The 21,351-nt window shown below is 67.9% G+C and carries 24 protein-coding genes; 14 read left to right on the top strand and 10 right to left on the bottom strand.

Annotation, left to right across the window (positions count from 1 at the left end; genetic code table 11):
* Positions 1-12: 12 nt before the first annotated feature.
* Positions 13-588 carry a TetR/AcrR family transcriptional regulator gene (locus tag FHS44_RS39095; protein WP_184725464.1) on the top strand — a complete coding sequence of 192 codons (576 nt, stop codon included), beginning with the start codon at positions 13-15 and terminating at the stop codon, positions 586-588.
* 232 nt (positions 589-820) lie between these two features.
* Here the strand turns inward: FHS44_RS39095 and FHS44_RS39090 are convergent, their stop codons facing one another.
* Together FHS44_RS39090 and FHS44_RS39085 are read right to left on the bottom strand one after the other, a co-directional pair.
* Complete coding sequence (locus tag FHS44_RS39090; RefSeq protein WP_184725462.1) at positions 821-1,564, bottom strand: SDR family NAD(P)-dependent oxidoreductase; 744 nt, start codon at positions 1,562-1,564, stop codon at positions 821-823.
* Positions 1,561-2,547, bottom strand: a complete 987-nt coding sequence (locus FHS44_RS39085; RefSeq protein WP_184725460.1) for a methyltransferase — start codon at positions 2,545-2,547, stop codon at positions 1,561-1,563. The genes FHS44_RS39090 and FHS44_RS39085 overlap by 4 nt, the downstream gene beginning before the upstream one ends.
* Before the next feature lie 94 nt (positions 2,548-2,641).
* On the opposite strand from FHS44_RS39085, the gene FHS44_RS39080 reads away from it, so the two are divergent.
* Entirely contained in the window at positions 2,642-3,634 is a 993-nt protein-coding gene (locus tag FHS44_RS39080) for an aldo/keto reductase (protein ID WP_184725458.1), read from the top strand.
* Positions 3,635-3,835: 201 nt separating this feature from the next.
* On the opposite strand, the gene FHS44_RS39075 is transcribed toward FHS44_RS39080, so the two are convergent.
* The gene (locus tag FHS44_RS39075; protein WP_246436716.1) at positions 3,836-5,176 is read right to left on the bottom strand and encodes an amidohydrolase; all 1,341 of its coding nucleotides are present in this window, start codon (positions 5,174-5,176) and stop codon (positions 3,836-3,838) included.
* Positions 5,177-5,340: 164 nt separating this feature from the next.
* Here FHS44_RS39075 and lipP1 point away from each other — a divergent pair, with 164 nt between their 5' ends.
* The 7 genes from lipP1 (at position 5,341) to FHS44_RS39040 (ending at position 13,022) form a co-directional block, all read left to right on the top strand.
* On the top strand, positions 5,341-6,288 hold the full coding sequence (lipP1, locus tag FHS44_RS39070; RefSeq protein WP_184725454.1) for a LipP1 family hormone-sensitive lipase: 948 nt from the start codon (positions 5,341-5,343) through the stop codon (positions 6,286-6,288).
* A complete protein-coding gene (locus FHS44_RS39065; RefSeq protein WP_184725452.1) occupies positions 6,285-7,025 on the top strand; it encodes an ABC transporter ATP-binding protein in 741 nt (246 codons plus the stop codon). Before lipP1 ends, FHS44_RS39065 begins: the two co-directional genes overlap by 4 nt.
* Before the next feature lie 2 nt (positions 7,026-7,027).
* On the top strand, positions 7,028-8,770 hold the full coding sequence (locus tag FHS44_RS39060) for a branched-chain amino acid ABC transporter ATP-binding protein/permease (RefSeq protein WP_246436715.1): 1,743 nt from the start codon (positions 7,028-7,030) through the stop codon (positions 8,768-8,770).
* A 62-nt stretch (positions 8,771-8,832) separates the two neighbouring features.
* The gene (locus FHS44_RS39055; protein WP_221461832.1) at positions 8,833-9,987 is read left to right on the top strand and encodes an ABC transporter substrate-binding protein; all 1,155 of its coding nucleotides are present in this window, start codon (positions 8,833-8,835) and stop codon (positions 9,985-9,987) included.
* Positions 9,988-10,018: 31 nt separating this feature from the next.
* Complete coding sequence (locus FHS44_RS39050; RefSeq protein WP_184725448.1) at positions 10,019-10,891, top strand: branched-chain amino acid ABC transporter permease; 873 nt, start codon at positions 10,019-10,021, stop codon at positions 10,889-10,891.
* 20 nt (positions 10,892-10,911) lie between these two features.
* Positions 10,912-12,021, top strand: coding sequence for a zinc-binding dehydrogenase (locus FHS44_RS39045; protein ID WP_184725446.1), 1,110 nt, complete (start codon positions 10,912-10,914; stop codon positions 12,019-12,021).
* 32 nt (positions 12,022-12,053) lie between these two features.
* Positions 12,054-13,022 (top strand): aldo/keto reductase, encoded by a 969-nt coding sequence (locus FHS44_RS39040; protein WP_184725444.1) that lies wholly within the window; start codon positions 12,054-12,056, stop codon positions 13,020-13,022.
* A gap of 172 nt (positions 13,023-13,194) precedes the next feature.
* Here the strand turns inward: FHS44_RS39040 and FHS44_RS39035 are convergent, their stop codons facing one another.
* The 7 genes from FHS44_RS39035 to FHS44_RS39005 all read right to left on the bottom strand — a co-directional run bounded on the left by FHS44_RS39035 (position 13,195) and on the right by FHS44_RS39005 (position 17,283).
* Positions 13,195-13,860 (bottom strand): pentapeptide repeat-containing protein, encoded by a 666-nt coding sequence (locus FHS44_RS39035; RefSeq protein WP_184725442.1) that lies wholly within the window; start codon positions 13,858-13,860, stop codon positions 13,195-13,197.
* Positions 13,857-14,111, bottom strand: a complete 255-nt coding sequence (locus FHS44_RS39030) for a BldC family transcriptional regulator (RefSeq protein ID WP_184725440.1) — start codon at positions 14,109-14,111, stop codon at positions 13,857-13,859. The genes FHS44_RS39035 and FHS44_RS39030 overlap by 4 nt, the downstream gene beginning before the upstream one ends.
* Positions 14,112-14,120: 9 nt before the next feature.
* Entirely contained in the window at positions 14,121-14,354 is a 234-nt protein-coding gene (locus FHS44_RS39025) for a hypothetical protein (RefSeq protein WP_184725438.1), read from the bottom strand.
* Between the two features lie 592 nt (positions 14,355-14,946).
* Positions 14,947-15,252, bottom strand: a complete 306-nt coding sequence (locus tag FHS44_RS39020; protein WP_184725436.1) for a hypothetical protein — start codon at positions 15,250-15,252, stop codon at positions 14,947-14,949.
* A complete protein-coding gene (locus FHS44_RS39015; protein WP_184725434.1) occupies positions 15,249-15,485 on the bottom strand; it encodes a hypothetical protein in 237 nt (78 codons plus the stop codon). The genes FHS44_RS39020 and FHS44_RS39015 overlap by 4 nt, the downstream gene beginning before the upstream one ends.
* A 268-nt stretch (positions 15,486-15,753) precedes the next feature.
* A complete protein-coding gene (locus FHS44_RS39010; RefSeq protein ID WP_184725432.1) occupies positions 15,754-15,999 on the bottom strand; it encodes a hypothetical protein in 246 nt (81 codons plus the stop codon).
* A 99-nt stretch (positions 16,000-16,098) separates the two neighbouring features.
* Positions 16,099-17,283 (bottom strand): helix-turn-helix domain-containing protein, encoded by a 1,185-nt coding sequence (locus tag FHS44_RS39005; RefSeq protein WP_184725430.1) that lies wholly within the window; start codon positions 17,281-17,283, stop codon positions 16,099-16,101.
* A 198-nt stretch (positions 17,284-17,481) separates the two neighbouring features.
* Between FHS44_RS39005 and FHS44_RS39000 the strand changes: the two genes are divergently transcribed.
* The 5 genes from FHS44_RS39000 (at position 17,482) to FHS44_RS38980 (ending at position 21,331) form a co-directional block, all read left to right on the top strand.
* Positions 17,482-18,336, top strand: coding sequence for an inositol monophosphatase family protein (locus FHS44_RS39000; RefSeq protein WP_184725428.1), 855 nt, complete (start codon positions 17,482-17,484; stop codon positions 18,334-18,336).
* Complete coding sequence (locus FHS44_RS38995) at positions 18,333-19,181, top strand: class I SAM-dependent methyltransferase (protein ID WP_184725427.1); 849 nt, start codon at positions 18,333-18,335, stop codon at positions 19,179-19,181. Before FHS44_RS39000 ends, FHS44_RS38995 begins: the two co-directional genes overlap by 4 nt.
* A gap of 147 nt (positions 19,182-19,328) precedes the next feature.
* The gene (locus FHS44_RS38990) at positions 19,329-19,640 is read left to right on the top strand and encodes a 4a-hydroxytetrahydrobiopterin dehydratase (RefSeq protein ID WP_246436714.1); all 312 of its coding nucleotides are present in this window, start codon (positions 19,329-19,331) and stop codon (positions 19,638-19,640) included.
* Positions 19,641-19,774: 134 nt separating this feature from the next.
* Entirely contained in the window at positions 19,775-20,551 is a 777-nt protein-coding gene (locus tag FHS44_RS38985; RefSeq protein WP_312864003.1) for an HAD family hydrolase, read from the top strand.
* A gap of 225 nt (positions 20,552-20,776) precedes the next feature.
* Positions 20,777-21,331: a 2'-5' RNA ligase family protein gene (locus FHS44_RS38980; protein ID WP_184725423.1), complete on the top strand. Its 555-nt coding sequence runs from the start codon at positions 20,777-20,779 to the stop codon at positions 21,329-21,331.
* Positions 21,332-21,351: the final 20 nt, after the last annotated feature.

Raw genomic sequence — 21,351 nt, 5'->3', positions numbered from 1 at the left:
TAGCGTCAGCGCATGGCCGTACCGACCGGGCGCCGCGAGCGGAAGAAGGCCGCGACCCGCCAGAAGATCGCTGAGACCGCCCTGCGGCTCTTCCTGGAGCGTGGATACGACGCGGTGGGCATCCGGGACGTGGCCGCCGAGGCCGACGTGGCCGTCACCACGGTCTTCTCGCACTTCGCCTCGAAGGAAGCCCTGGTGTTCGGCCAGGAAGAGGACTTCGAGCGACGCCTCAGGCAGGCGGTCACCGGCCGGGCGCCGCAGGAGCCGCTCATCCCCGCGCTACGCCGCGAGATCCAGGCCATGGTGCGCCACTGCACGGCGGACGACGCCGCCCCGATCTGGCACATGATCGACGAAACACCCGCCCTGCGGGGCTACGAGGAGTCGATGAGGCTGCGCTACGCGGACTCCCTGGCCACGGCCCTAGCCGCCGACCCCGCCCTGCCCCAGACCCCAACCGCCTGCCGAACGATCGCGAGATTCGTCATAGACGCCTACTCCCTCGCCCGCGAATCCCCCGACCCAGAAGCCACCCTGACCGAAATCTTCCCCATGATCGAAGCCGCCTGGTCAGCCACCAAAAGGTAAAACGCCCAAGCGTGAAGGGTTTGGGGTACCGGTGCCGTGCGTGAAGAGTTTCGTTCGGGCGCGCCGACGCTTGGACTGAGGAGAGAGGGAGCGAAGCGGACGAACGACGAGGGAAAGCGTTGGCCTCAGGCGCCCGAACCCCGCGACGCCGAAGGCGCCGCAAAGCAAGCAGGGCGCAAAACAAACACAACCCGGCGCCCCCCCACGGTGCGCCGGGCTGTGTCGTTCTGGGTCACACCAGGAGCTGGCCGCCGTCCACCTGGACCACGGTGCCGGTGATGTGACCGGCGTTCGCGGAGGCCAGGAACAGCACCAGCGGCGTGATGTCCTCGGTGGTCGCGATCTTGCGGAGCGGGATACGCGACTCCCACGCCTCCCTGGCCTGCGGGTTCTCCATCAGACCGGCGGTCATTGGGGTGTGCACGGGACCGGGGGCCACGCCGTTGACGCGGATGCCGTGGCTGGCGAGCTCGACGGCGCCGGTCCGGGTCAGGGCGTCCACGGCGGCCTTGGTGGCCTCGTAGTGACCCATGCCGGGGGTCGGCTGGCGGGCGCCGATGGAGCTGATGTTGACGATGCAGCCGCCCTTGCCCGTCTTGATCATCTGCGCGGCGACCGTCTTGGTGACGGTGAAGGTGCCGCGGAAGTTGACCGAGACGACCGTGTCGAAGACCTCGAAGGGGAGGTCGACGAGCAGGCCACCACCGGCGACGAGACCGGCGTTGTTGACGAGAACCTCGATGGGGCCGAGCTTCTCGGCGACCTCGTCGACGGCCGCGCTGACGCTCTCCGGGTTGGTGACGTCGAGGGTGACGGCGAGACCACCGATCTCGGCGGCGACCTCGTCGGCCCCTGCGCGGTTGACGTCGGCGACCACGACACGGTCACCGGCGGAGGCGAACGCCTCCGCGACGGCCCTGCCGATGCCGCTGGCGGCACCGGTGACGAGGACGACGCGACCTTCGGCGCTGCTCATCGGGCTTCCGCGACGATGACGCGGGGGCTGCCGGGCAGCGAGAGGGTCTCGACGGGGGTCCAACCGGCCTCGGTGAGCCAGCCGTGGACCTGGTCCTCGGGGTAGACGATGGTGCCGTCGATGGTGAGGTACTCACCGGCGTGCAGGGCGTCGATGCTGCGCTGCTTGTCGTCGTTGTCGAGGAAGAAGTCGAGCAGCAGGAGCTTGGCGCCGGGTACGGCGGCCTCGCGGGCGCGCTTGACGATGACCCTGTTCTGCTCGTCGTCGTAGCGGTGCGCGACGTGCTCAAGGAAGACCAGGTCGAAGCCGGTGGGGATGTCGCCCTCCAGCGGGTCGCCCTCGACGATCTCGACGCGGTCGTTCAGACCGGCCTCGGCCAGCACGCCGCGGGCGGCCTCGACGAGCGGGCCACCGGAGAAGAAGGTGCCGTTCAGCGAGGAGTTGGCGGACAGGGCCTCGACGAGGAAGGAGACCGAGAGGCCGCCGTAGTCGAGGACCTTGGTGTAGGGCGAGAAGTCGAAGTTGTCGGCGAGCATCTTGGCGTGCAGCGCGTTGTAGGTCATGACGCCGCCCATGAAGAGGTCCATGCGGTCGCCGGACATGTCCAGGGTGCCGGGCTTGCCGGTGCGGACGGTGTTGATGAAGCCGAGCCAGTGGCCGTAGCTGACGGCGTCGAGGAACGCGAGGAACTTACGCAGGTCGAGGTCCCCGGCGGAGCCCGCGAGATACCGCGCGGTGGCGGGGGTGTTGGCGTAGACCCCGTTGGTGCGGGTCAGGAGGTCGATGCTCGACATCGCGTCGGCGAGGATCCTGGCGACGTTCGCGGGGATCCCGGCGCGCTCTGCGATTTCGGCGGCCGTCGCGGGGCCCTCGGCCAGCGCCGCGAACACTCCCGCCTCACTGGCGGCGAAGAGCTGCTTGGCGGCCATGTAGCCGATGGCCACGTCAACGATCTTCGAGGGGCTGTCGGGGAGAGACGACATGCGATGCGCTCCTTTGATTCCAAACAATATTGGGAATACTATACGATTCACCAGGCAGCGACCAGGGGTCGCACATCGACATCGGAGGTTCTCGGTGGAGTACTCAGGTCAGGTCCCCCGGCGTCGGCTCGGTGAGCGTGGCCCCCTGGTTCCGGTCTTCGGTCTCGGTTCGTGGAACACCTGGGACCGCATGGAGAGAGAAGACGCGGTAGCCCTGATCCGCTACGCCGTCGACCGCGGCGTCAACCTCTTCGACGTCGCCCACTACAACTTCGGTCCGCACGCGGAGAACGCGGTGACCGACATCATCTTCGGCGAGGCCGTCGTCGAGGCAGGGGTGGCCAGGGACGACTATCTCCTGTGCGGCAAGCTGTGGCTGTGGGAGTACCCCAAGTCCTCCTTCGCCGAGCAGATCGACACCTCCCTGTCCCGGATCGGGACCGACAGGGCCGACTCCGTCGTGGTCGGCGACTTCTTCGGCGACCTCGACATCCGCGCCGTGGTCACCGACGTGGCCGAACTGGTGCGGGCCGGGCGCTTCCAGACCTGGGGCGTGAACAACTGGTCGGCCGACGACCTGTGGTTCGCGCGTGACTTCGCCATCGCCGAGGGCATGGAGCCGCCGTCCTTCGCGCAGCTCAAGTACAGCCTCGCCCGCCGCTCGGTGCCGGACGGCGCGCCGTACGGCAGGCTGTTCACTGAGGGTGGTCTCGGGCTGCAGGCCTCGGACGTCTTCGAGGGCGGCATCCTGGCGGGCAAGCTGAACCCGCAGCGCAAGATCGGCGCCGACCCGGGCGGCATCCGCGACCGCATCCGGGAGTCCTACCCCGAGGTCCAGCGGGTCGCCGAGAGCTTCGGCGCCACCCCGGCCCAGCTCGCCATCGCCTTCACCCTGACCCACCCCGCCGCGGCGAACGTGCTCTTCGGCGCCAGCAGCAAGGCCCAGCTCGACGAGAACCTGGGCGCCCTCGAACTGCTCGAACGGCACGGCGACGAGCTGCGCCCCGCGGTCGAGGCGCTGTGGATCGACAGGGGAGTCGTGGCCCCCGACGCCTCCTGGGGCACCGACGCCCCGGCCAAGGGCTGACCCGCCCCACCCCGTGCCCGTGCCGTACGGCCTGGCAGCGCCCGAAAACGCGTCGAAAGCCAGGCCGGAAAGCGGGACAGGAGCCGTAACCGGGTTCCGGGCGGGGCCGTATACAGGGACGACATGACGAGGGACCGGTTCGCGTGATCGCGGGCCGGTCCCTCGTGGCGTTACCGTGCTGTCGAACGTGGTGTCCTCCGGTCAGATCTCGTGGACGACGCGGCCGTCCACCATGGTCAGGCTCACCGGAACCTGAGGCAGGGCCTCGGGCTCGACCTCGAACAGGTCGGCGTCGAGGACGCACAGGTCCGCGACCTTACCCGCCTCAAGCGAACCCTTCCACGACTCCGCCCCGTCCTGCCAGGCGGGAGTGATGGTGTAGGCCCGCAGCGCCTCGGCGACCGCGAGCCGCTGGGCGTCCCCGTGCACGGCCCCGTCGAGACCACGCCGGGTGACCGCGGCGGCGATCCCGACGCGCCAGTCGGGGGTGAGCACCGGGGCGTCCGAGCTGAGGCAGAGCCTCACCCCGATGTCCAGTGCGTCACGGGTCGGCCACGTCTGGGGAAGGATGTCCTCGCCCAGTGCACCAAGCACCATATGCTCAGTCGCCACGGGTATTCCCACCTGGGTGTTCAGTCCGATGCCTGCGGCCGCCATCGTGGCCAGGGTCCGGGAGGAGATCACGTCGCCATGGATGATGTAGTGCCTCGCGTCGCGGCCGTCCCTGGAGGCCGCCGCGGCGAAGGCGTCCGTCACCGTCCTGGTGGTTCTGCTCCCGGTCGCGTGCACCGCGACCTGGTGTCCCGCAGCGTGTGCCGCGTCGATCATGGCGATGAGTACGGCCTCGCGCTCGGCCTCGGAAGCCCCCTCGACCAGCAGCCCGCCGTACGAGCCGTCGAGGTAGGGCTCGTCCATCCAGGCGTTGCGCATCGGCGGGATGCCGTCACCGAAGATCTTCACGCCCGCGACGCGGAACCAGCCGGGCACGTCGGCGGGCGGGGTGAAGTCGCGCAGTCCGTCGAGCACCCCGGACAGCGAGCTGGCGCCGTCCAGTTCCCCGAACAGCATGAGAGCGGTCACCCGGGCGGTGAGCCTGCCCTCGGCCGCGAGATCGGCGTAGTCGCGCAGGGCCGCGGAGCCGAAGCAGCCGCTGGCCCCGTTGTCCTCCCCTGGGCCGAGGCCCGGTTCGGTGTAGCTCGTGACCCCGAGTGACGCGAGCAGTTCAGCGGTGCGCAGAATCGCGCCGCGCCGGTCCTGGGCGGTCTCCAGCCGGGACGGGGGCTCTCCTCCGTGGTGCCCGGCCGCCATCTGGTCCATCAGGAGCGCCGGCCACATCTGGCCAAGCCAGACGCCGTGGAGATGCGAGTCGTTGATCCCCGGAAGGACCGATCTTCCCCGCAGCGGGATGACGCGGGTGTCGGGGCCGATCAAAGATGAAATTTCATCTTCTGTACCCACGCGGGTGATGCGGCCACCGGTGATCGCGATCGACTCCGCCAAAGTGTCGGCGGCATCGACGGTGTGCACCTTACCGCCGGTCATGACCACATCCGCCGAGGCGGCGTCGTACCTCGAATCGTTAGGCAACATTTCACCATCACACTAGACACGTCATTTGGACCCGCATAACGTACATGGAATCGGATACGATTTGCGAGTGCCTGAACCTTTGGGAAGGCACTCGGGCCGCCCCCGGAGGTAACCCCATGCCCCTGCATCCCGAGGCGCAGCGAATAATCGACCGCACCGGCGTTCAGGACCAGGGCGAGGCCCCCCAGCTTGACGCGGCGGCGATGCGCGAGGGATTCCGTCTTGCCTGGACCATGCCGGACGACCTTCAGCCGGTCGGCAACGTGGTCGACACCGTGTTCCCCGGTCCTGCCGGAGACGTTCCGGTTCGTGTCTACACCCCCGAGGGCGAAGGGCCCTTCCCCGCGTTCATCTGGTTTCACGGCGGCGGTTGGACCATCGGCTCCCTCGACGAGAACGAGGTCTCCTGCCGGGCGGTCTGCGCCGGGGCGGGCGCGGTCGTCGTCTCCGTGGACTACCGGCTCGCGCCGGAGAACCCCTTCCCGGCCGCGGCGGACGACGCCTACGCCGCGTTCCTGTGGGTCCACGAGAACGCCGCGGCGCTCTCGGTAGACGCCTCGCGCCTCGCCGTCGGCGGCGAGAGCGCGGGCGGAAACCTGGCCGCCGTGGTCGCGCTCAAGGCCCGCGACCTGAACGGTCCCCGGCTGTCCCTGCAGGTGCTCGTCTCCCCGGTTCTGGGCCACCCCGACGACGGGCGCGCCTCCTACCGGGACTGCTCCGAGGGCTACTTCCTCTCGAAGGAAGGCATGGACTGGTTCTTCACCCAGTACCCCCGTAACGCCAGTGATCTCGACGACCCCTATCTCCTGCCGCTCCGCTCGAAGGACCTGTCGGGCCTGGCGCCCGCGCTGGTCGTCGAGGCCGAGTACGACGTCCTCCGCGACGAGGGCGTCGAGTACGCCGAGGCGCTCAAGGCCGCAGGCAACCAGGTTGAGCTGGCCGTGTTCGACGGCATGATCCACGGCTTCTTCGGCCTGCTCGCCCTTGAGCTGGCCGAGGTCAGCGGTGTCCGTGCCCGTGTCGTCGAGGCACTGCGATCCGCCTATGTGAAAGGCGCCCAATGAGCGGCGAAGTCCTCTCCCTTAAGGACGTCAGTATCAACCGGGGTGACACCCCGATCGTCCACGACGTCTCCCTGACCGTCGCACCCGGAACCGTCACCGTCGTCCTTGGCGCCAACGGCGCCGGGAAGACGACGCTGATGGACGGTATCGCGGGGCTGGCCCCCGTGACCTCAGGAACGATCCAGCTCGACGGCGCGCCGATCGAGAAGTTCCCCGTCTACAAGCGCTCCCAGGCCGGTCTGGGATACGTCGAGCAGGCCCGTACGGTCTTCAGGACGCTGACCGTCGAGCAGAACCTGCTCGTCTCCCGTTCCGGCAAGGGCGACGCGGAGAAGGTCTACGAGCTCTTCCCCGAGCTCAAGAAGCGCCGCAGCCTCCAGGCCGGTCACCTGTCCGGCGGTGAACAGCAGATGCTCGTCCTGGGACGCGCGCTGATCTCCGACCCCAAGATCATACTCATTGACGAGATGTCCCTCGGCCTCGCGCCCGTGGTCGTCCGTCGCCTCATGCACGCGGTCAAGGACCTGGTCGGCCTGGGCATCGCCGTACTGCTCATCGAGCAGTTCGCGAACCTGGCGCTGGAGATCGGGGCCAACGCCTACGTGCTTCGCAAGGGCCGCGTCGTCTTCGACGGCCCCTGTGACGAGATCAGAGGCGACTCCGAGCGCCTGCACGAGTTCTATTTCGGCGCCATGCCCACGGACGCCGTCGTCGAAGCTGGGGGCGAGAACCAATGAACATGATCGACAAGCGTTCATGGGGGATCGCCCTGGCCGTCGCCGCGGCCGCCTGCGTGATCGTGCCCAACGTGCTTCCGCCGTACTGGGTCTACCTCGCGATCACCGCGGTCGTCAGCTCGGTGATCATGCAGAGCTACGGTGTGATCGTCGGCAGGGCCGGGGTCATGTCCCTGTGTCAGATGTCCTTCGCGGCCATCGGCGCCTGGGTCGTGCTCCGCCTGAACCTGTCCGACGCGCCCGGCGGTTTCATCGTCTGGCTGGTCATCGGCGGTCTCGCGGCCGTCCCGGTCGGCGTCGCCATCGGCCTCCCGGCCCTGCGCATCCGTGGCGTCAACCTCGCGGTCGTCACCTTCGGCTTCGCCGTCGCCGCGGACATCGTGCTCAATGCCAACCAGTTCCCCGGCACCACCGAGCTGAAGACGCTGCAGCGCCCCGGGCTGTTCCACACCAACGGTGGATACTTCATCCTGGTTGTGATCGTCTTCATGCTGCTCAGCCTCGGGCTCGCGTGGTTCAACCGGACCCGGCTCGGCATGTCCTGGCTGGAGATCCGCTACTCGGAGCGGGCCGCCGCCGCGCACGGCATCTCGGTCGCGCGCAGCAAGCTCGCCGCGTTCGCCCTCAGCGCCTTCATCGCCGGTATCGGCGGCGGCCTGATGGCGGGTCAGCTCGGCCTCGTGGTCTCCAGCAACTTCGCGATGGGACAGTCGCTCGCGCTCTTCGCGGTGGCGATCCTCATCGGCCCGCACAACCCCGAGGGCGCCCTCATGGGCGGCATCTTCGGCGCCGTGATGGCGACGATCCTGGAGAAGCTCAGGCTGCCCCAGGACCTGGGCGGCATCCTGTTCGGCCTCTCGGCGATCTTCGCCCTGCGCAGCGGCGTCAGCCAGACCGACTTCACCCGGGCCCGCAAGCGCGAGGCCGCGGCCCGCAAGATGCTGGAGAGCCTGCCGGACAAGCCCAGGGAGGCCGAGGTCCCGGCGTCCGAGACGACCCCTCTCGTCCCGCCGCCCGCCCCCGCGGGCGACCAGCCCGCCCTCGACGTGCGCGGCCTGACCGTCAAGTACGGCGAGGTCGTGGCTCTCGACAACATCGACCTCACCGTCCCCAGCGGTGGCGTCGTCGGACTGATCGGCCCCAACGGCGCCGGCAAGTCCACCTTCATCGCCGCGGTCAGCGGGTTCCTCCACTCCTACGAGGGCACGGTCGAGCTTGAGGGCAGGTCCCTGGACAAGCTCAGCCCCAGTGCCCGCGCCAGCAGCGGCATGCGCCGTACGTTCCAGACGACGGTGATCGCGCCCGAGCTGACCCAGTACGAGTACCTGTCGATCGGCGCCAACAGGAAGCTGTCGAAGCAGGAGGCCGACGAGCTGCTCGACTTCTTCGGCTGCCCGCCCGGCGAGGTCCCGGTGTCCATCGTGGACGTCGGCAGCCGCCGTCTGCTCGACGTGGCCGCCGCCATCGCGGCAAGGCCCAAGGTCGCGCTGCTCGACGAGCCCGCCGCCGGTCAGTCGGCCGCGGAGTCGCTCAAGCTGGGCCGCAGGCTCGCCGAGGTGCCCTCCCGATTCGGTGTCTCCATCCTCCTCGTCGAACACGACATGGAGCTGGTCCGCGCCGCGTGCGCGCAGGTGACCGTTCTCGACTTCGGACACGTCATCGCGTCCGGAACCACGCAGGAAGTGCTCGACGACCCGGCGGTCATGGCCGCCTACCTCGGTACTGCCGACGTGCCCCTCGTATAACCGTCCGTCAACCCCTACCCCCACCCCCCCTCTTCCCCCAGCCCCAAGGAAGTAGTGCAGTGATGAAGCGTTCCCTCACCAGCGTCGCGGTGGTCGCGGCCCTGGCCATGGCCAGCGCGGCCTGTTCCAGCAGCGACTCCGGTACGGCAGGCCCGATCAAGGTCGGCTCCATCAACGGAGTCACCGGCCTGTTCCAGACGCCTGAGGTTCCCCAGGCCGTCAAGGCCGTCTTCGACGAGGTCAACAAGCAGGGCGGCGTCAACGGCCGTCAGATCGAGCTCGTCAGCAAGGACGACGCGATGAACCCGCAGCGTTCCACCGAGGCGGCCCTTGAGCTGCTGGAGTCGGAGAACGTCGTGGCCCTCGTCGGCTCCTCCAGCGCCGTGGACTGCGGTCTGAACCGCGCCACCTACAGCAACGCCGGGATCATCTCGATGCCCGCCGTCGGCGTCGACCCCGCCTGCTTCACCAGCCCGAACATCGCGCCGGTCAACCCCGGCCCGTTCAAGCTGATCACGGCGATGCTCTACTACGCCTCCGAGACGCTCAAGCGCGACAAGGTGTGCATGTACTACACCGTGCTGCCGGGCAGCGGTGGCGGCATCGACGCCGCCATCAAGGAGTGGACCGACATCACCGGCAAGCAGCTCGCCGTCAAGGACACCTCGGTCGGCCAGGGCGACCCCACGCCGTACCTCGTCAAGGCCAAGGCCGCCGGCTGCCAGGCCATCCTGTACAACGCCACCGTCGGCCCGTGGTTCGCCCAGGCCAAGACCCAGGGCATGCAGGACGTCGACTTCATCGTCGCCGCCAACAGCTACACCGACGCCAACGCGCAGGCCATCCCGGACGGCCTCAACGTCTACGCGGGCACCGAGTGGCAGCCGTACACCGACGAGAGCCTCCCCGGCAACGAGCGCTGGGCGAAGATCATCGACGAGAACAAGATCCAGAAGACCGCGTTCAGCCAGGGTGCCGTCATGGCGGCCGACCTGTTCGTCCAGGTCCTCAAGACGATCAAGGGTGACATCACCCGCGAGTCCGTCACCGAGGCCTTCAAGAACATGAAGCCGATCGACTACCCGATGGTCGGTACCCCGTGGATCTTCGGTCCCGGTGAGGCCCACAGCCCGATCGAGGGCAGCCGCTTCGTGAAGGTCGAGGCCGGCAAGTGGAAGGTCCTTCCCGAGGGCTTCATCGTCCCCGGCAAGAACTGATCTTTCAGGAGCCCCAGGAGGTGGGTGTCCGATGTTGAATTCCTTGGTCGCGGGCCTGACCAGCGGTGGCGTCTACGCCCTGCTCGGCCTGTGCGTCGTGCTGACCTACCGGCTCGTCGCCGTGGTCAACTTCGCCATGGCGGGTGTGGGCACGATGGGTGCCTTCATCATGGTGTCTCTGATGGACCTGGGACTTCCCTGGCCCATCGCGCTGGTCATCGGCGTCGTGGCGGGCTCGCTGCTGTCGGCCCTGATCGGCTCCGGGCTCGTCCGCTGGTTCGGTGAGCACGACGAGCGCACCAAGGCCGCCGTCACCGTGGCCCTCTTCGTGGCCATCGGGGCGATCGGTCTGCGCCTGTTCGGCAGCACGTCGACGGGGGCCAGGAGGTTCCCGACCGTGTTCGACTCACCCGCCTTCACCCTGGGCGACGTCGTGGTACCCCAGTCGGTGCTGGTCTCGCTCGCGTTCGCGGCGCTCATCACCTTCGGGGTCGGCCTGATGCTGGCTCGGACCTCCGTCGGCCTGCGGCTGCAGGCCCTGTCGGAGCGTCCGAGCACCGCCCAGGTGGTGGGCATCCCGGCCCCGAGGCTCGCCATCGCCGTCTGGGCCGCCATCGGTGGCGTCAGCACGCTGGTGATCCTGCTGGTGGCGCCCCGGCTCGGCGGGGACTTCTCCACGCTGAGCGGGCTCGTCACCACGGCCCTGGCCGTGGCGATGGTCGGTTCCTTCAGGAGCCTGCCCCTGACACTCCTGGGTGGTGTGCTCATGGGCCTGCTGGAGGGCTTCGCCGCGTCGCTCGACGAGATCCAGAAGTACCGGGGCGTCGTCCCCTTCCTCGTGATCCTGGTGCTGCTGTGGTGGCGCAGCCGTAACGAGGTCTGGGACACCGCCCACAGCAGATAGCGAATTCGGGAGATCATCGCATGACAGTCCCTACGTCCACGCGGGCCGCCGTACTGCGCGCCCACGGGGAACCTCTGGTCATCGAGGAGCTGCCGCTCCCCGCCGAGTGCGAGCCGGGTGGCGCGATCGTCAAGGTCGACTGCGCCACGCTGTGCGCGACGGACGTGCACATCTGGAGCGGAGGCATGTCCTTCCCGGGCATGCTCCCGATGGTGCTCGGCCACGAGATGATCGGAACGGTCGTGGCCGTCGGGCCGGGCACCGTCGACGCCCTCGGCCGTCCCGTCGAGGTCGGCGCCAGGATCGGCTGGTCGGAGTCCACCTGCGGCTACTGCTACGGCTGTACGGTGATCCGCAACCCCGTGGCCTGCACCAACCGGGGCTACGGGTTCCTGCAGCGCTCTGACCGCTGGCCGCACTCGACCGCCGGACTCGCCGAGTACGACTACGTCACGCCGACCGCCCAGAAGTACATCCTCCCCGAGGACGTCAAGGACACCTGGGCGGCCAGCGCCGGCTGCGCCGTCAAGACCGTCCTGCACGCCTTCGACCGCGCGGGCGGCGCCAAGCTCGGCTCGAACGTCCTCGTCCAGGGGGCGGGCGCGCTGGGTATCGTCGCCACCGCGGTCGCGAGTGCCTCCGGCGCGAGCAAGGTCATCACCGTCGGGGGCCCGGACTCCCGGCTTGAGCTGGCCAAGCGCTTCGGCGCCGACGTCACCATCGGCCTGGACGGCGACGCCGACAGCCGCCGCGCCGCCATCATGGAGGCGACCGACGGCAGGGGCGCCCACCTGGTGATCGACGTCGCCGGAGCCCCCGGTGTCGGCGCCGAGGCCGTGGACGCCGCCGCCTGGGGCGGCACGTTCGTCATCGTCGGCACCACCGGCCCCCGCCCCGATCCGATCTCCCTCGGGACGATCATGGGCAAGGAGCTGAACGTGCTGGGGTCGCTCAACGGCGACGTCGGCGACTACTACAACTCGATCGAGTTCCTGCGCTCGACCCAGTCGCGTTTCCCCTGGGACGAGCTGTTCAGCGAGCCCGTCGGACTCGGCGGGGCCTCGGCCGCGCTGGAGTCCATGTCGCGCCTTGAGCAGGTCAAGGCCGTCGTTCACCCGTGGCTTCCCTAACGCAGCCATTCACATATTCATCGAGGAGTCCGATGTCCACGCCCAAGAAGGTGGTTCCCCTCCGCAGGGTCGGGACCCACGGTCCCGACGTCTCCGTCCTGTCGCTGGGGTCCTGGCACACCTACGACCGCATGGCCTTCGAGGACGCGGTGGCCATGGTCCGTCACGCCGTGGACCTGGGCATCAACCTGTTCGACGTCGGCGTGTACGGTTTCCCCGGCCACCCGCCGGTCTTCACCGACGTGCTGTTCTCCGCCATCGTGAGGGCGGCGGGCATCTCCAGGGACGAGTACCTGCTCTCGTCCAAGCTGTGGCTGGAGCCGTACCCGCAGATGTCACTGCGTGAGCAGCTCGAAAGGGCCCTGTTCAGGGTCGGGACCGACCACGCCGACCTGGTGATCCTCGGCGACATCCGCCGCGACGACCTCGACCTGAACCAGCTCGCGGTCGACCTCGCGGAGCTGGAGGTCGACGGGATCATCGGCTGCTGGGGTGTGAACAACTGGTCGGCGACCGCGATCAAGACGATCCGGGACCACGCCATCAAGGCGGGTTCTCCCGGACCGCAGATCGCGCAGCTGAAGTACAGCCCCTGCCGCAGGTCGATCCCGGACGGCGCCCCGTTCGCCCAGGTCTTCGCCGAGGGCATCACCATGCAGGCGTCGGACATCCTCGAAGGTGGCATCCTCGCGGGCAACAAGAAGCCCGGACGCGAGATCGGCCGTGACCCCGGCGGCGTCCGCGAGAGGATCGTCGAGGCCGCCGACGGCATCGCGGCGGTCGCGGCCGAGCTGGAGGTCACCCCCGCCCAGCTCTGCGTCGCGTTCACCCTCACCCACCCCTCGGTCAGCACCGTGCTGTTCGGGGCGACCAAGATGCAGCAGCTCGTCGACAACGTCAACGCGATCGAACTGGTGGAGCGGGTAGGCGCCGAGCGCCTGCGCGAACTGCTGGCCCCCTTCTGGGTCGACGCCGACGTGGTCAACCCCGAAGGCCCCTGACCCACCCCGTGGGCCGGTGAGGTGAGTCCCCGGCCCACTTCCCCGGTGGGCCGGGGAACAGGGTCCTGCGAACGACCCGTCCTGCTTCTGCCTTATCTCGCGGTGCGGCGCGACAAGACAGAACAGGACGGGTTTTCTCGTTTCCCTGGCCGGGACTCCAGGTGCCGGAGGTCTAACCGACGGTGATCTCCAGTTCGGCGGCGAACGCCTCGGCGAGGTCTTGGAGCTGCGGCCGATCAACGATGACCTTCCTGAGCGCGCCCACTCCGCGAAGGCCGGACAGATCGTTTCCGCGCAGGTCGCAGGCATGGTAAACGCCGCCGTCGAACTCGGTCAGACGCAGGTCGCACTCGTCGAACGCCGCGTCGCTCAGGTCGGATCCGCTGAAGCGCGCCTCCCGCAACGAGCAGCCCGTGAAGATCACCGAACCTATGGAGCGGAGCCGGGTGAAGGCCGCGTAGTCCAGCTTGCACCGCTCGAAGACCACATCGTCGAGTGCGACGTTCTCCCACGCGGAGCCGAGCAGCTTGCAGTCGGTGAACGTGACCCGCGAGAGCTTGCTGTCCGCCCAGCGGAGGCCGGACAGGTCACAGCCGGAGAACTCCACCGAGTGCAGGCTCAGATCGTCCAGGCGGGCGCGCTGGGTGGTGAGGGTGGAGACACGCCCGTCCATGAGCTGGGCCCCTGACAGAGACAGCTCGCGCAGGCCGGCGTTGGCATACCGGAAGTCGCGCAACCGACCATGCTCGCCTTCCAGCGAATCGACCTCGTCTAGGTCCGCGTCGTCGAGGCCGGGCAGTGTGACGCTTGTCTGGCGTACGGCCCGCGTGCTCGTCATCGTGCCTTTTGCCCCCCTTCTGAAGAGGCGTTGATGAGGGCGTTGATGTCGGTTTCACGGTAGCGACGTTGGCCACTCGGCGTCCTGATCGAGGGGATCTTCCCGGTGAGGGACCACCGGTTGACGGTCTTGGGGTCCACTCCGAAGATGTGGGCGACTTCGCCGGGGGTGAGGAGCCGGTCGGTGGTTTCTCCTGTGGCGAAGGTTCCGTCGGGGCTGACCGCGGGGGGCTTCTTCGTCTTGTACGGCATGCGTGGCCTTCAGTAGCGGAGGTTGTGGAGGATCTCGTCGTGCCTGGCCAGGGCGCTGACCAACCGGCGCAGGGTGGTACGGCCCAGCGCGTCCCGGGCTCCGGCTCTGCGCTGGTCGGGGCGCAGGGGTTCGTAGCGGATGGCCCACCAGCGGGGCAGGCCGGGCAGGTCATGCTGTTCGTAGCGCCAGCCCGGATGGGTGCTGACGAGCACGTCGAGCAGCCGTTGCTCGTAGTCGGTCATGGGTGGTCCCTGTCGCGGAACTGGATGGGGCGGGTGCCCGGCCCCGAGCCGGGGAGCACGGGCCGGGCACCCTGGAGGAGGACCGGTCTTCCACGCGCTGTGGAAGACCGGTGCGCCAGACGGCTCCCCCTTCCCCAACACGCCCTGCCATGTCCCGACGTGTGTGGGAGCCGCCTTGCGAGGGTGTGCGGCTCAGACCCCTCCAGACTGAGCCGCACGTTCATGAGGTACGGCGAGCAGGGAGCGGGATGATGTCCCTCTGCCCGCCGTACCGGCTTTTAGGAGCGCAGTAACCTGCGCAGTCCGACAGGCCGCTGACCAGCTCGAACGGTCCGGGCGGTGGCGGCAGCCTGGAGACCATGAGCGGTCCGGGCCTGAAGTGCACGGGCAGCGGCCACGGCCCGAATGCTCGGCGGCACCAACGGGGAAACCTGAGCGGCCAGCTTGCGGTCCAACTCCTCAACCGAGTCGGCCCGGATCAGCAGCACGCTCCTGGGCTCCGGCCTGCTGCGATAGGCGCTCCACAGCCCGGTCACCGAGCTGTGGAACACCAACCAACCCGGATGAGCCTGCTGTACGGCCTCGCAACTCCTCACGCTGCCCTCCCCAACGATTCGGAGAGCGGCATGTGCAGGATCAGGAGCGTTTCGGCCTCCCGCATCCGCTGCTCCAGACCTTCGGCGGTGTCGTCAATGACGATCACCGGCTGCGGGCTGGGCCAGGCGCAGAACGCGAAGAACCGACGCTCACTCAGGCTGTAGAGCACCGCCCACCCGGAGCACGCCTGGTCGAGCACCTCAGCTTCAGCCCGAGCCGGGCCGTCCCACACCCTGCGATACACCGTCGCCACGGGCAGCCCGTCACGGTGGCGCCCACCGGGCCGGGAACGCCCGATCACGAGGCCCCTCCCTCAACGGCGGCCACCGCGTCACGGGCCTTCTCCTCCTGCACGGCAACAGCGGCCCGAACCTCCTCGAAGGTGTCAGCGTCCACCGCCGGTTCCACCCCGGCCCGCAACGCCACCCGAGGAAAGGCACGGTTGCGGATGGCCCAGTACCGCCCGGTGTCACTGACGATCAGCCGCCAGCCCGGAATCGCCGGGGCGGTTGTCTCGGACTTGCGATCGTGCACGGGACGGGCCTCCACGGTTCGATCAAGGACTCCTTCCGGCAGCGAATTGCCGGTCGGGTTCGATTTTTGGATGGAAGAAGGTGTTGGGGCACGCCGTACGGAATGGTCAGCGATGGATTCGACATGAAACCGGAGCTTCGGGATCGCCCCAAACGGTTGAACTCACGCAGAAACTCGGGGTGGCGAACCCCGTTCAAGAACGGTTTTCTCAGCGAAGCTGATGGCGTATTTGCCGACTCGAACGCGGGATACGGTGCCGCGATGTTCGTTACGGTGACGCGAGGTCTTCCTGCTCCAAGAGCTGGGTGAGTGCATGAGCCGTGTCGGCTTCGAGCGCCCGGAAAGGATTCTCTTCAGGCTGAGAGGATCGCACTGCATACCAACCGGGCGTTTCGCGCTTCTCGTCCTGACCGCGCCAGATTCGCCAATCAGGAAACCGCTCGCGGAGCATGGCCAGCTCCTCTTCGTCCTCCTCGCCCCAATAGTGCAGCGAGCTGTTGTCGCGGAAGCTCATGCCCTGAGACTAGGGCTCTCCTGCATTTCTTCCCAGGGACGCAACGTAGGGTTTGAAGGCGAGAGAAAAAGGTGTCGTACATGGTGTACGAACCGCAGGTCAGTTGCGCTCGACCCCCTGGAGCAAAGTGCGCAATCTGGCATTAAGACGAGTTTTGCGCCCAACAAGATCATGCACAAGGCTTTCCGCGACACTCTGATGACGGAACCATTCAGCAGACAGATCCAGCGCTCGCGTGGCGGTCTCTTCGGCCTCGTCGGTACGGCGCCGCTCCAGAAGCGCTCGGCTCACGTCCAGCAGATGACGCCCGTACTGGACCTTGAACAACCCCTGCGGGTTCACAGCCCGAGACGCTTTCAGCGCCCGGTCGGGTCGATGCGCGGAGGTCATGATGTGGGTGGTCTGGATCGCGACATGAGTGGGTCCGAACGACGTCCAGTAGTCATGCCGGTCGGTCCCCAGCCGGGCGGCCGCCGCAGCCGCCATCCTGAGGTAGTTCTCCGCACCGTCCACATCACCTGTGCTCCCGCGCGCGACAGCGGCTTGGAGCACGAGCCCTCCCCAGACGGCGATCTGCTCCGACGCCGCCCTCGACATCGACGGCTCTATGGCATCGGCGGCCCGCATGGCGAGGCGTTCCGACTCATCCGCCCGCCCTTGGTGCAGCATCACCCAGCAGTAGACCCCGTACTGGGTCGCCAGACGCCATTCGTCATTTCCCTTACGCGCCGCCTGGATGGCACGTTCGGCGGCGATGGCCGCCGCGTCGTCGCGACCGGTGTGCACCAGGACCGACCCGGCGAGCTGCCAGGCATGGGACAACGGAGCAGCCGCCGCCGGATCTGCGGATTCCAGCAGGCGACATTCATTGATCAGTCCCGGCAATTCAGCGGCAAGCACTCCGAACTCGCCACCAAAGTACGCACCGTACGCCCTTTCGATCAGTCGCCAGAGTTCCGCCAAGGACGTCGGTTCACCATCGTGATCAGGATGGAGTTCAAGCAGATCAGGGTTGATGACCGCATCCCGTACCGCCAGCGCGGAGGCCCCTGGAACACGATCCAGGCGCGAGGATTTCCCAGCGATTACTCCTGGGTCGATGTCAAGGGCTCGTGCCAGCTTCACCATCGACGCCCACGACATGGACTCACGCACATCGCGTTCCAGCATCGAGATCAGGTCCACGCTGACACCCGCGCGACGCGCGAGTTCAGCCTGGGTATAGCCACGGTTGAGGCGGTTGGCTTGCAGCCGTTGTCCGACTGTCGTGCTGGCGTCGCTCAAGGCACTGCACCTTCCTCGCGGTATCGCAATTTCAGGCTATGGCGTGAGGTGGTTCCTGTGTGAAGAGTTCGCCATTAGTTCTGTCAGAAGCAGGCGGTGACCACACATGATCATCCGAATCATCCCTTTAACCAATAAGGTGAGACGGACAGCCTTCGATCGGGTGTTCACCTCGATATGGGAGCGGAGCCTGCCGGTATGACCCCTGACGTCCGTACGCTCCTGCCGATCGCCGAGCAGGCCGTAACCATCGCCGCCGACATCCTCACAACCCGCCTGCCCGGCGTCGTCACCGCCAAGGGCGACCGTGACATGGCCACCGAGGTCGACTACGCAGTGGAACACGCCGTGCGGGACTTCCTCACCCGGGAAACCCCCGAGATCGCCTTCCTCGGAGAGGAAGAAGGCGGCCCCGCCAGAGGAGCAGGGCCGGTGTGGGCACTCGATCCGGTGGACGGCACCGCCAACTTCCTGCACGGCATCCCCCTGTGCGGGGTGTCCCTCGGACTGATCGACGGCGACACCTCTGTCCTCGGGGTGATCGACCTGCCCTTTCTCAGCTCCCGCTACAGCGCCGCCCACGGCCACGGAGCACACCTCGACGGCCGACCCATCCACTGCGGCCAAGCCACTGACCTGGCCGAGGCAATCGTGGGCATCGGCGACTACGCCGTAGGCCAGGCTGCCGACACAAGGAACCGGCTGCGCCTGGCCGTCACCGGCGAGTTGGCCGCCCGGGTGCAGCGGGTCCGGATGTTCGGCTCAGCCGCCGTCGATCTGGCCTGGGTAGCCCAAGGCCGCATCGACGCGGCGATCATGCTGAGCAACAAACCATGGGACACCGCCGCAGGCGTACTCATCGCCCGCGAGGCCGGAGCCGTGGTCGTCGACCTGGACGGCACCCCACACACCGTCAACGCCCAGGCCACCATCGCCACCACCCCAGCGATCCTCACCGACCTGCTCAACCTCATCGCCGAAGCAGACAAGAACCTCAGCAGGGAAACTCGTTCTCGTCCCGCACTTACGAATCCTCCGCAGGAGCCCACGTGACGAGCAACACCACGCAGCAGGACGCCGCCGTTGCTGACAAGGCCATCCTCGCCGAGCACGCCTACGCCGATGAGCGCCACCTCGCCGCCCGGCAGTCGATCTACCGCTGGCAGCAGCCCCGCTACGACCTGCCCGCCATCGTCGCCGAAGAGTTGGCCGCCGTCACCGGCACCGTCGTGGACGTCGGCTGCGGCAACGGCACATTCCTCAACCACCTGCGCACCCACCGGCCAGACCTGCACCTCGTGGGCCTGGACCTGTCAGCGGGCATCCTTACCCACCTCCCACCACCGGTCCTCGTGGCCGACGCCCAAACCCTGCCCTTGGCCGACCACAGCGTCGATGCCGTCCTGGCGCTGCACATGCTCTACCACGTCAGTGACATCCCCGCCACGATCACCGAACTCGCCCGCGTCCTACGCCCCGGCGGCCTGCTCATCGCCTCCACCAACGGCGACACCGACAAACACGAACTCGACCAGCTCTGGAGCACCGCCGCAGGCCACATCCTTGGCCTGCTCGAAGGTCCCACCCGCGTCTCCCTCAGCTCCCGCTTCTCCCTGGAAAAAGCCCCCGGCTACCTCGCCGAAGCCTTCACCGGCATCCGCGTACGGCACCTGCCCGGCACCATCACCCTCACCGACCCCGCACCAATCACCGCCCACCTGGCCTCCTACGAAGCCTGGGCCCACCTCAGCGACGTCCCCTTCCACCAGACCATCCACCACGCCACCGACCTGGCAACCACCGCCATCGAGACCCAAGGCGCCTTCACCATCACCTGCCACGGCGGCATCCTCACCTGCCACACCCCGGGCACAACCCCACCCGCCCAGGCACGGTGAAATCACTCATCACCCTGAAGGGTTCGCAACACGCCGCCGTTCTCCAAGTTGAACGTGGCGACGGGTCGCTCATCGCCCTGGAGGGGCACAGCAACACCACCGTGCGAATCATGTCTGCGGCCTACAACGCCCCTCGCCAAGGAGACGATGATGACTCCCCACCCGTTGTCCGACGAGGAGATCACCGAACAACTGGCCGACCTGCCCAGCTGGGAGCGGCACGGTCAGGCGATCGAGCGGACCTTCCGGCACACCTACCACGAGTGTGTGCACCTGGCGATGTACGTCGCGGCCAAGGCCCGTGAGATCGGGCATCACCCTGACATGCACATCACCTGGCAGCGGATCCGCTTCGTCATCACCACCCACGACGCCGGGCACCGCCTCACCGCCAAGGACTTCGACCTGGCCCACCACATCGACGCCATCGCCGCAGCTCACGGCGCCGAACCCGCCTGAACCACCTTCACTCCTCGGCGTTGAGGGTCGCTATCCCGTCTGGTAGTCCGGTCAGGGAGTCGATCCGAAGATGAGGCAGCCGGGAGGCCTCCGGTTTTGGTCTGGCGGTTTGACTGCTGGGAACCTCGCCTGGGGTGTCTCTTTCCAACGCCTGGCCTTCAGGTGATCCTGCGATAGAAGCGTGCCGTACATCAAGGGGGGTGGCGGTGGTTCGGGTGGTGTTGTGGGACGTCGACCATACGCTTGTGGACATGGGGGGCGTTGGGCGTGAGTTGTCGGCGCAGGCGTTCGAGCGGGTGACCGGGGTGGTCATGCGACAGCAGGCGAAGATCGACGGCATCACGGAGGCGGTGATCTTCCGGGAGACAGCCCGGCTACACGGCCTGACAACAGACAGAGACGATTTCGAGCGGTTCGCGGCTGCTTTGGCCGAGGCTCATCTGCTGCGGCGGGGTGAGGTGCGGCAGCGGGGTCATGCTCTGGCGGGGGCGGCTGCGGCGTTGCAGGCCGTGGCCGACATGGGTGGCGTCATGCAGACGGTGGTGACCGGCAACGTCCGTGAGGTCGCGCGGTTCAAGCTGCACACGTTCGGGCTTGATCGTGCCATCGCCTGGGAGGCGGGGGCGTTCGGTGAGGACGACGACGCGCGGGCCGAGCTGGTGCGCATCGCGGTGAAACGCGCCGCCGCCCTGTACGGCGGGCCACTGGAACCACATGAGGCGGTGGTCGTCGGTGACACTCCCGCCGACGTGGAAGCCGCCATGCAAAACGGTGTGCCGGTCATCGCCGTGGCGACCGGCCGCAGCGGGGTCGAGGAACTCCGTGAGGCGGGGGCGTCCTGCGTGCTGCCGGATCTGCGAGACACCACACGCTTCCTGGCAGCCCTCCACGACCCCGCCCACTGCCCTTGACCACGTATGGAAACCTCTCTGGGAAGAAGGACTTCGACCTGGCCCGTCACATCGACGCCATCGCCGCAGCTCACGGCGCCGAACCCGTCTGAACCACCCTGCTCCATCTCGGTATGGCGGGTAGGACATGGTGGTAGCAGGCCGTACGGCGAGGGGTGGGGTGTGGGCGGCGAGACTTGTGATCACTGGCGGCGGCCGGGGTGGCGGCCCGGGCGGGGGTTCTACATGTGGCACTTTCCGGTGGAGAACCAACCGGCCCTGCACGTGTTCGCCCATTGGATACGGCCCGCGCTGCGCGCGGTGAGGGCGCTGGATCCCATTCCCTCCCAGTGGTTGCACCTGACCACCCAGGGGGTCGGTTTCGCCGACGAGGTGAGCCAGGAGGACCTGACGGCCATCGGCGACGAGGTGGCCGGGCAGTTGGCCGGGCTCGGCCCGATCACCACGCGGCTGGGGCCGCTGACGGTCGATGCCGGGGGCGTTCACCTTCCGGCCGATCCCGCGGCGGAGCTCGTCCGGGCGCGGGCGGCCATCAGGGCGGGCATCGGCCGGGTGTGGGGAGCGGACCGGGTGCCCGAGGCCGAGCAGGGGTTCTGTCCGCGCGTCAGCCTCGCCTACGCCAACATCGACGGCGAACCGTTGGGTCCCATCCGGCAGGCACTGGACGGTTATCGCAAGAGCATTCCCGTCACCTTTGACCGGGTGTCGCTGATCGATCTGAACCGGGACGAGGGTCGGTACCGATGGAGAATCGTCACGACCCTGAAGCTGGGCGCCTGATCGAAAGGTTTACCTGTTTC

It is taken from the genome of Streptosporangium saharense, from assembly GCF_014203715.1.
GTDB classification, from domain to species: Bacteria; Actinomycetota; Actinomycetes; order Streptosporangiales; family Streptosporangiaceae; genus Streptosporangium; species Streptosporangium saharense.
This window is presented reverse-complemented; position numbering and strand designations above follow the sequence as displayed.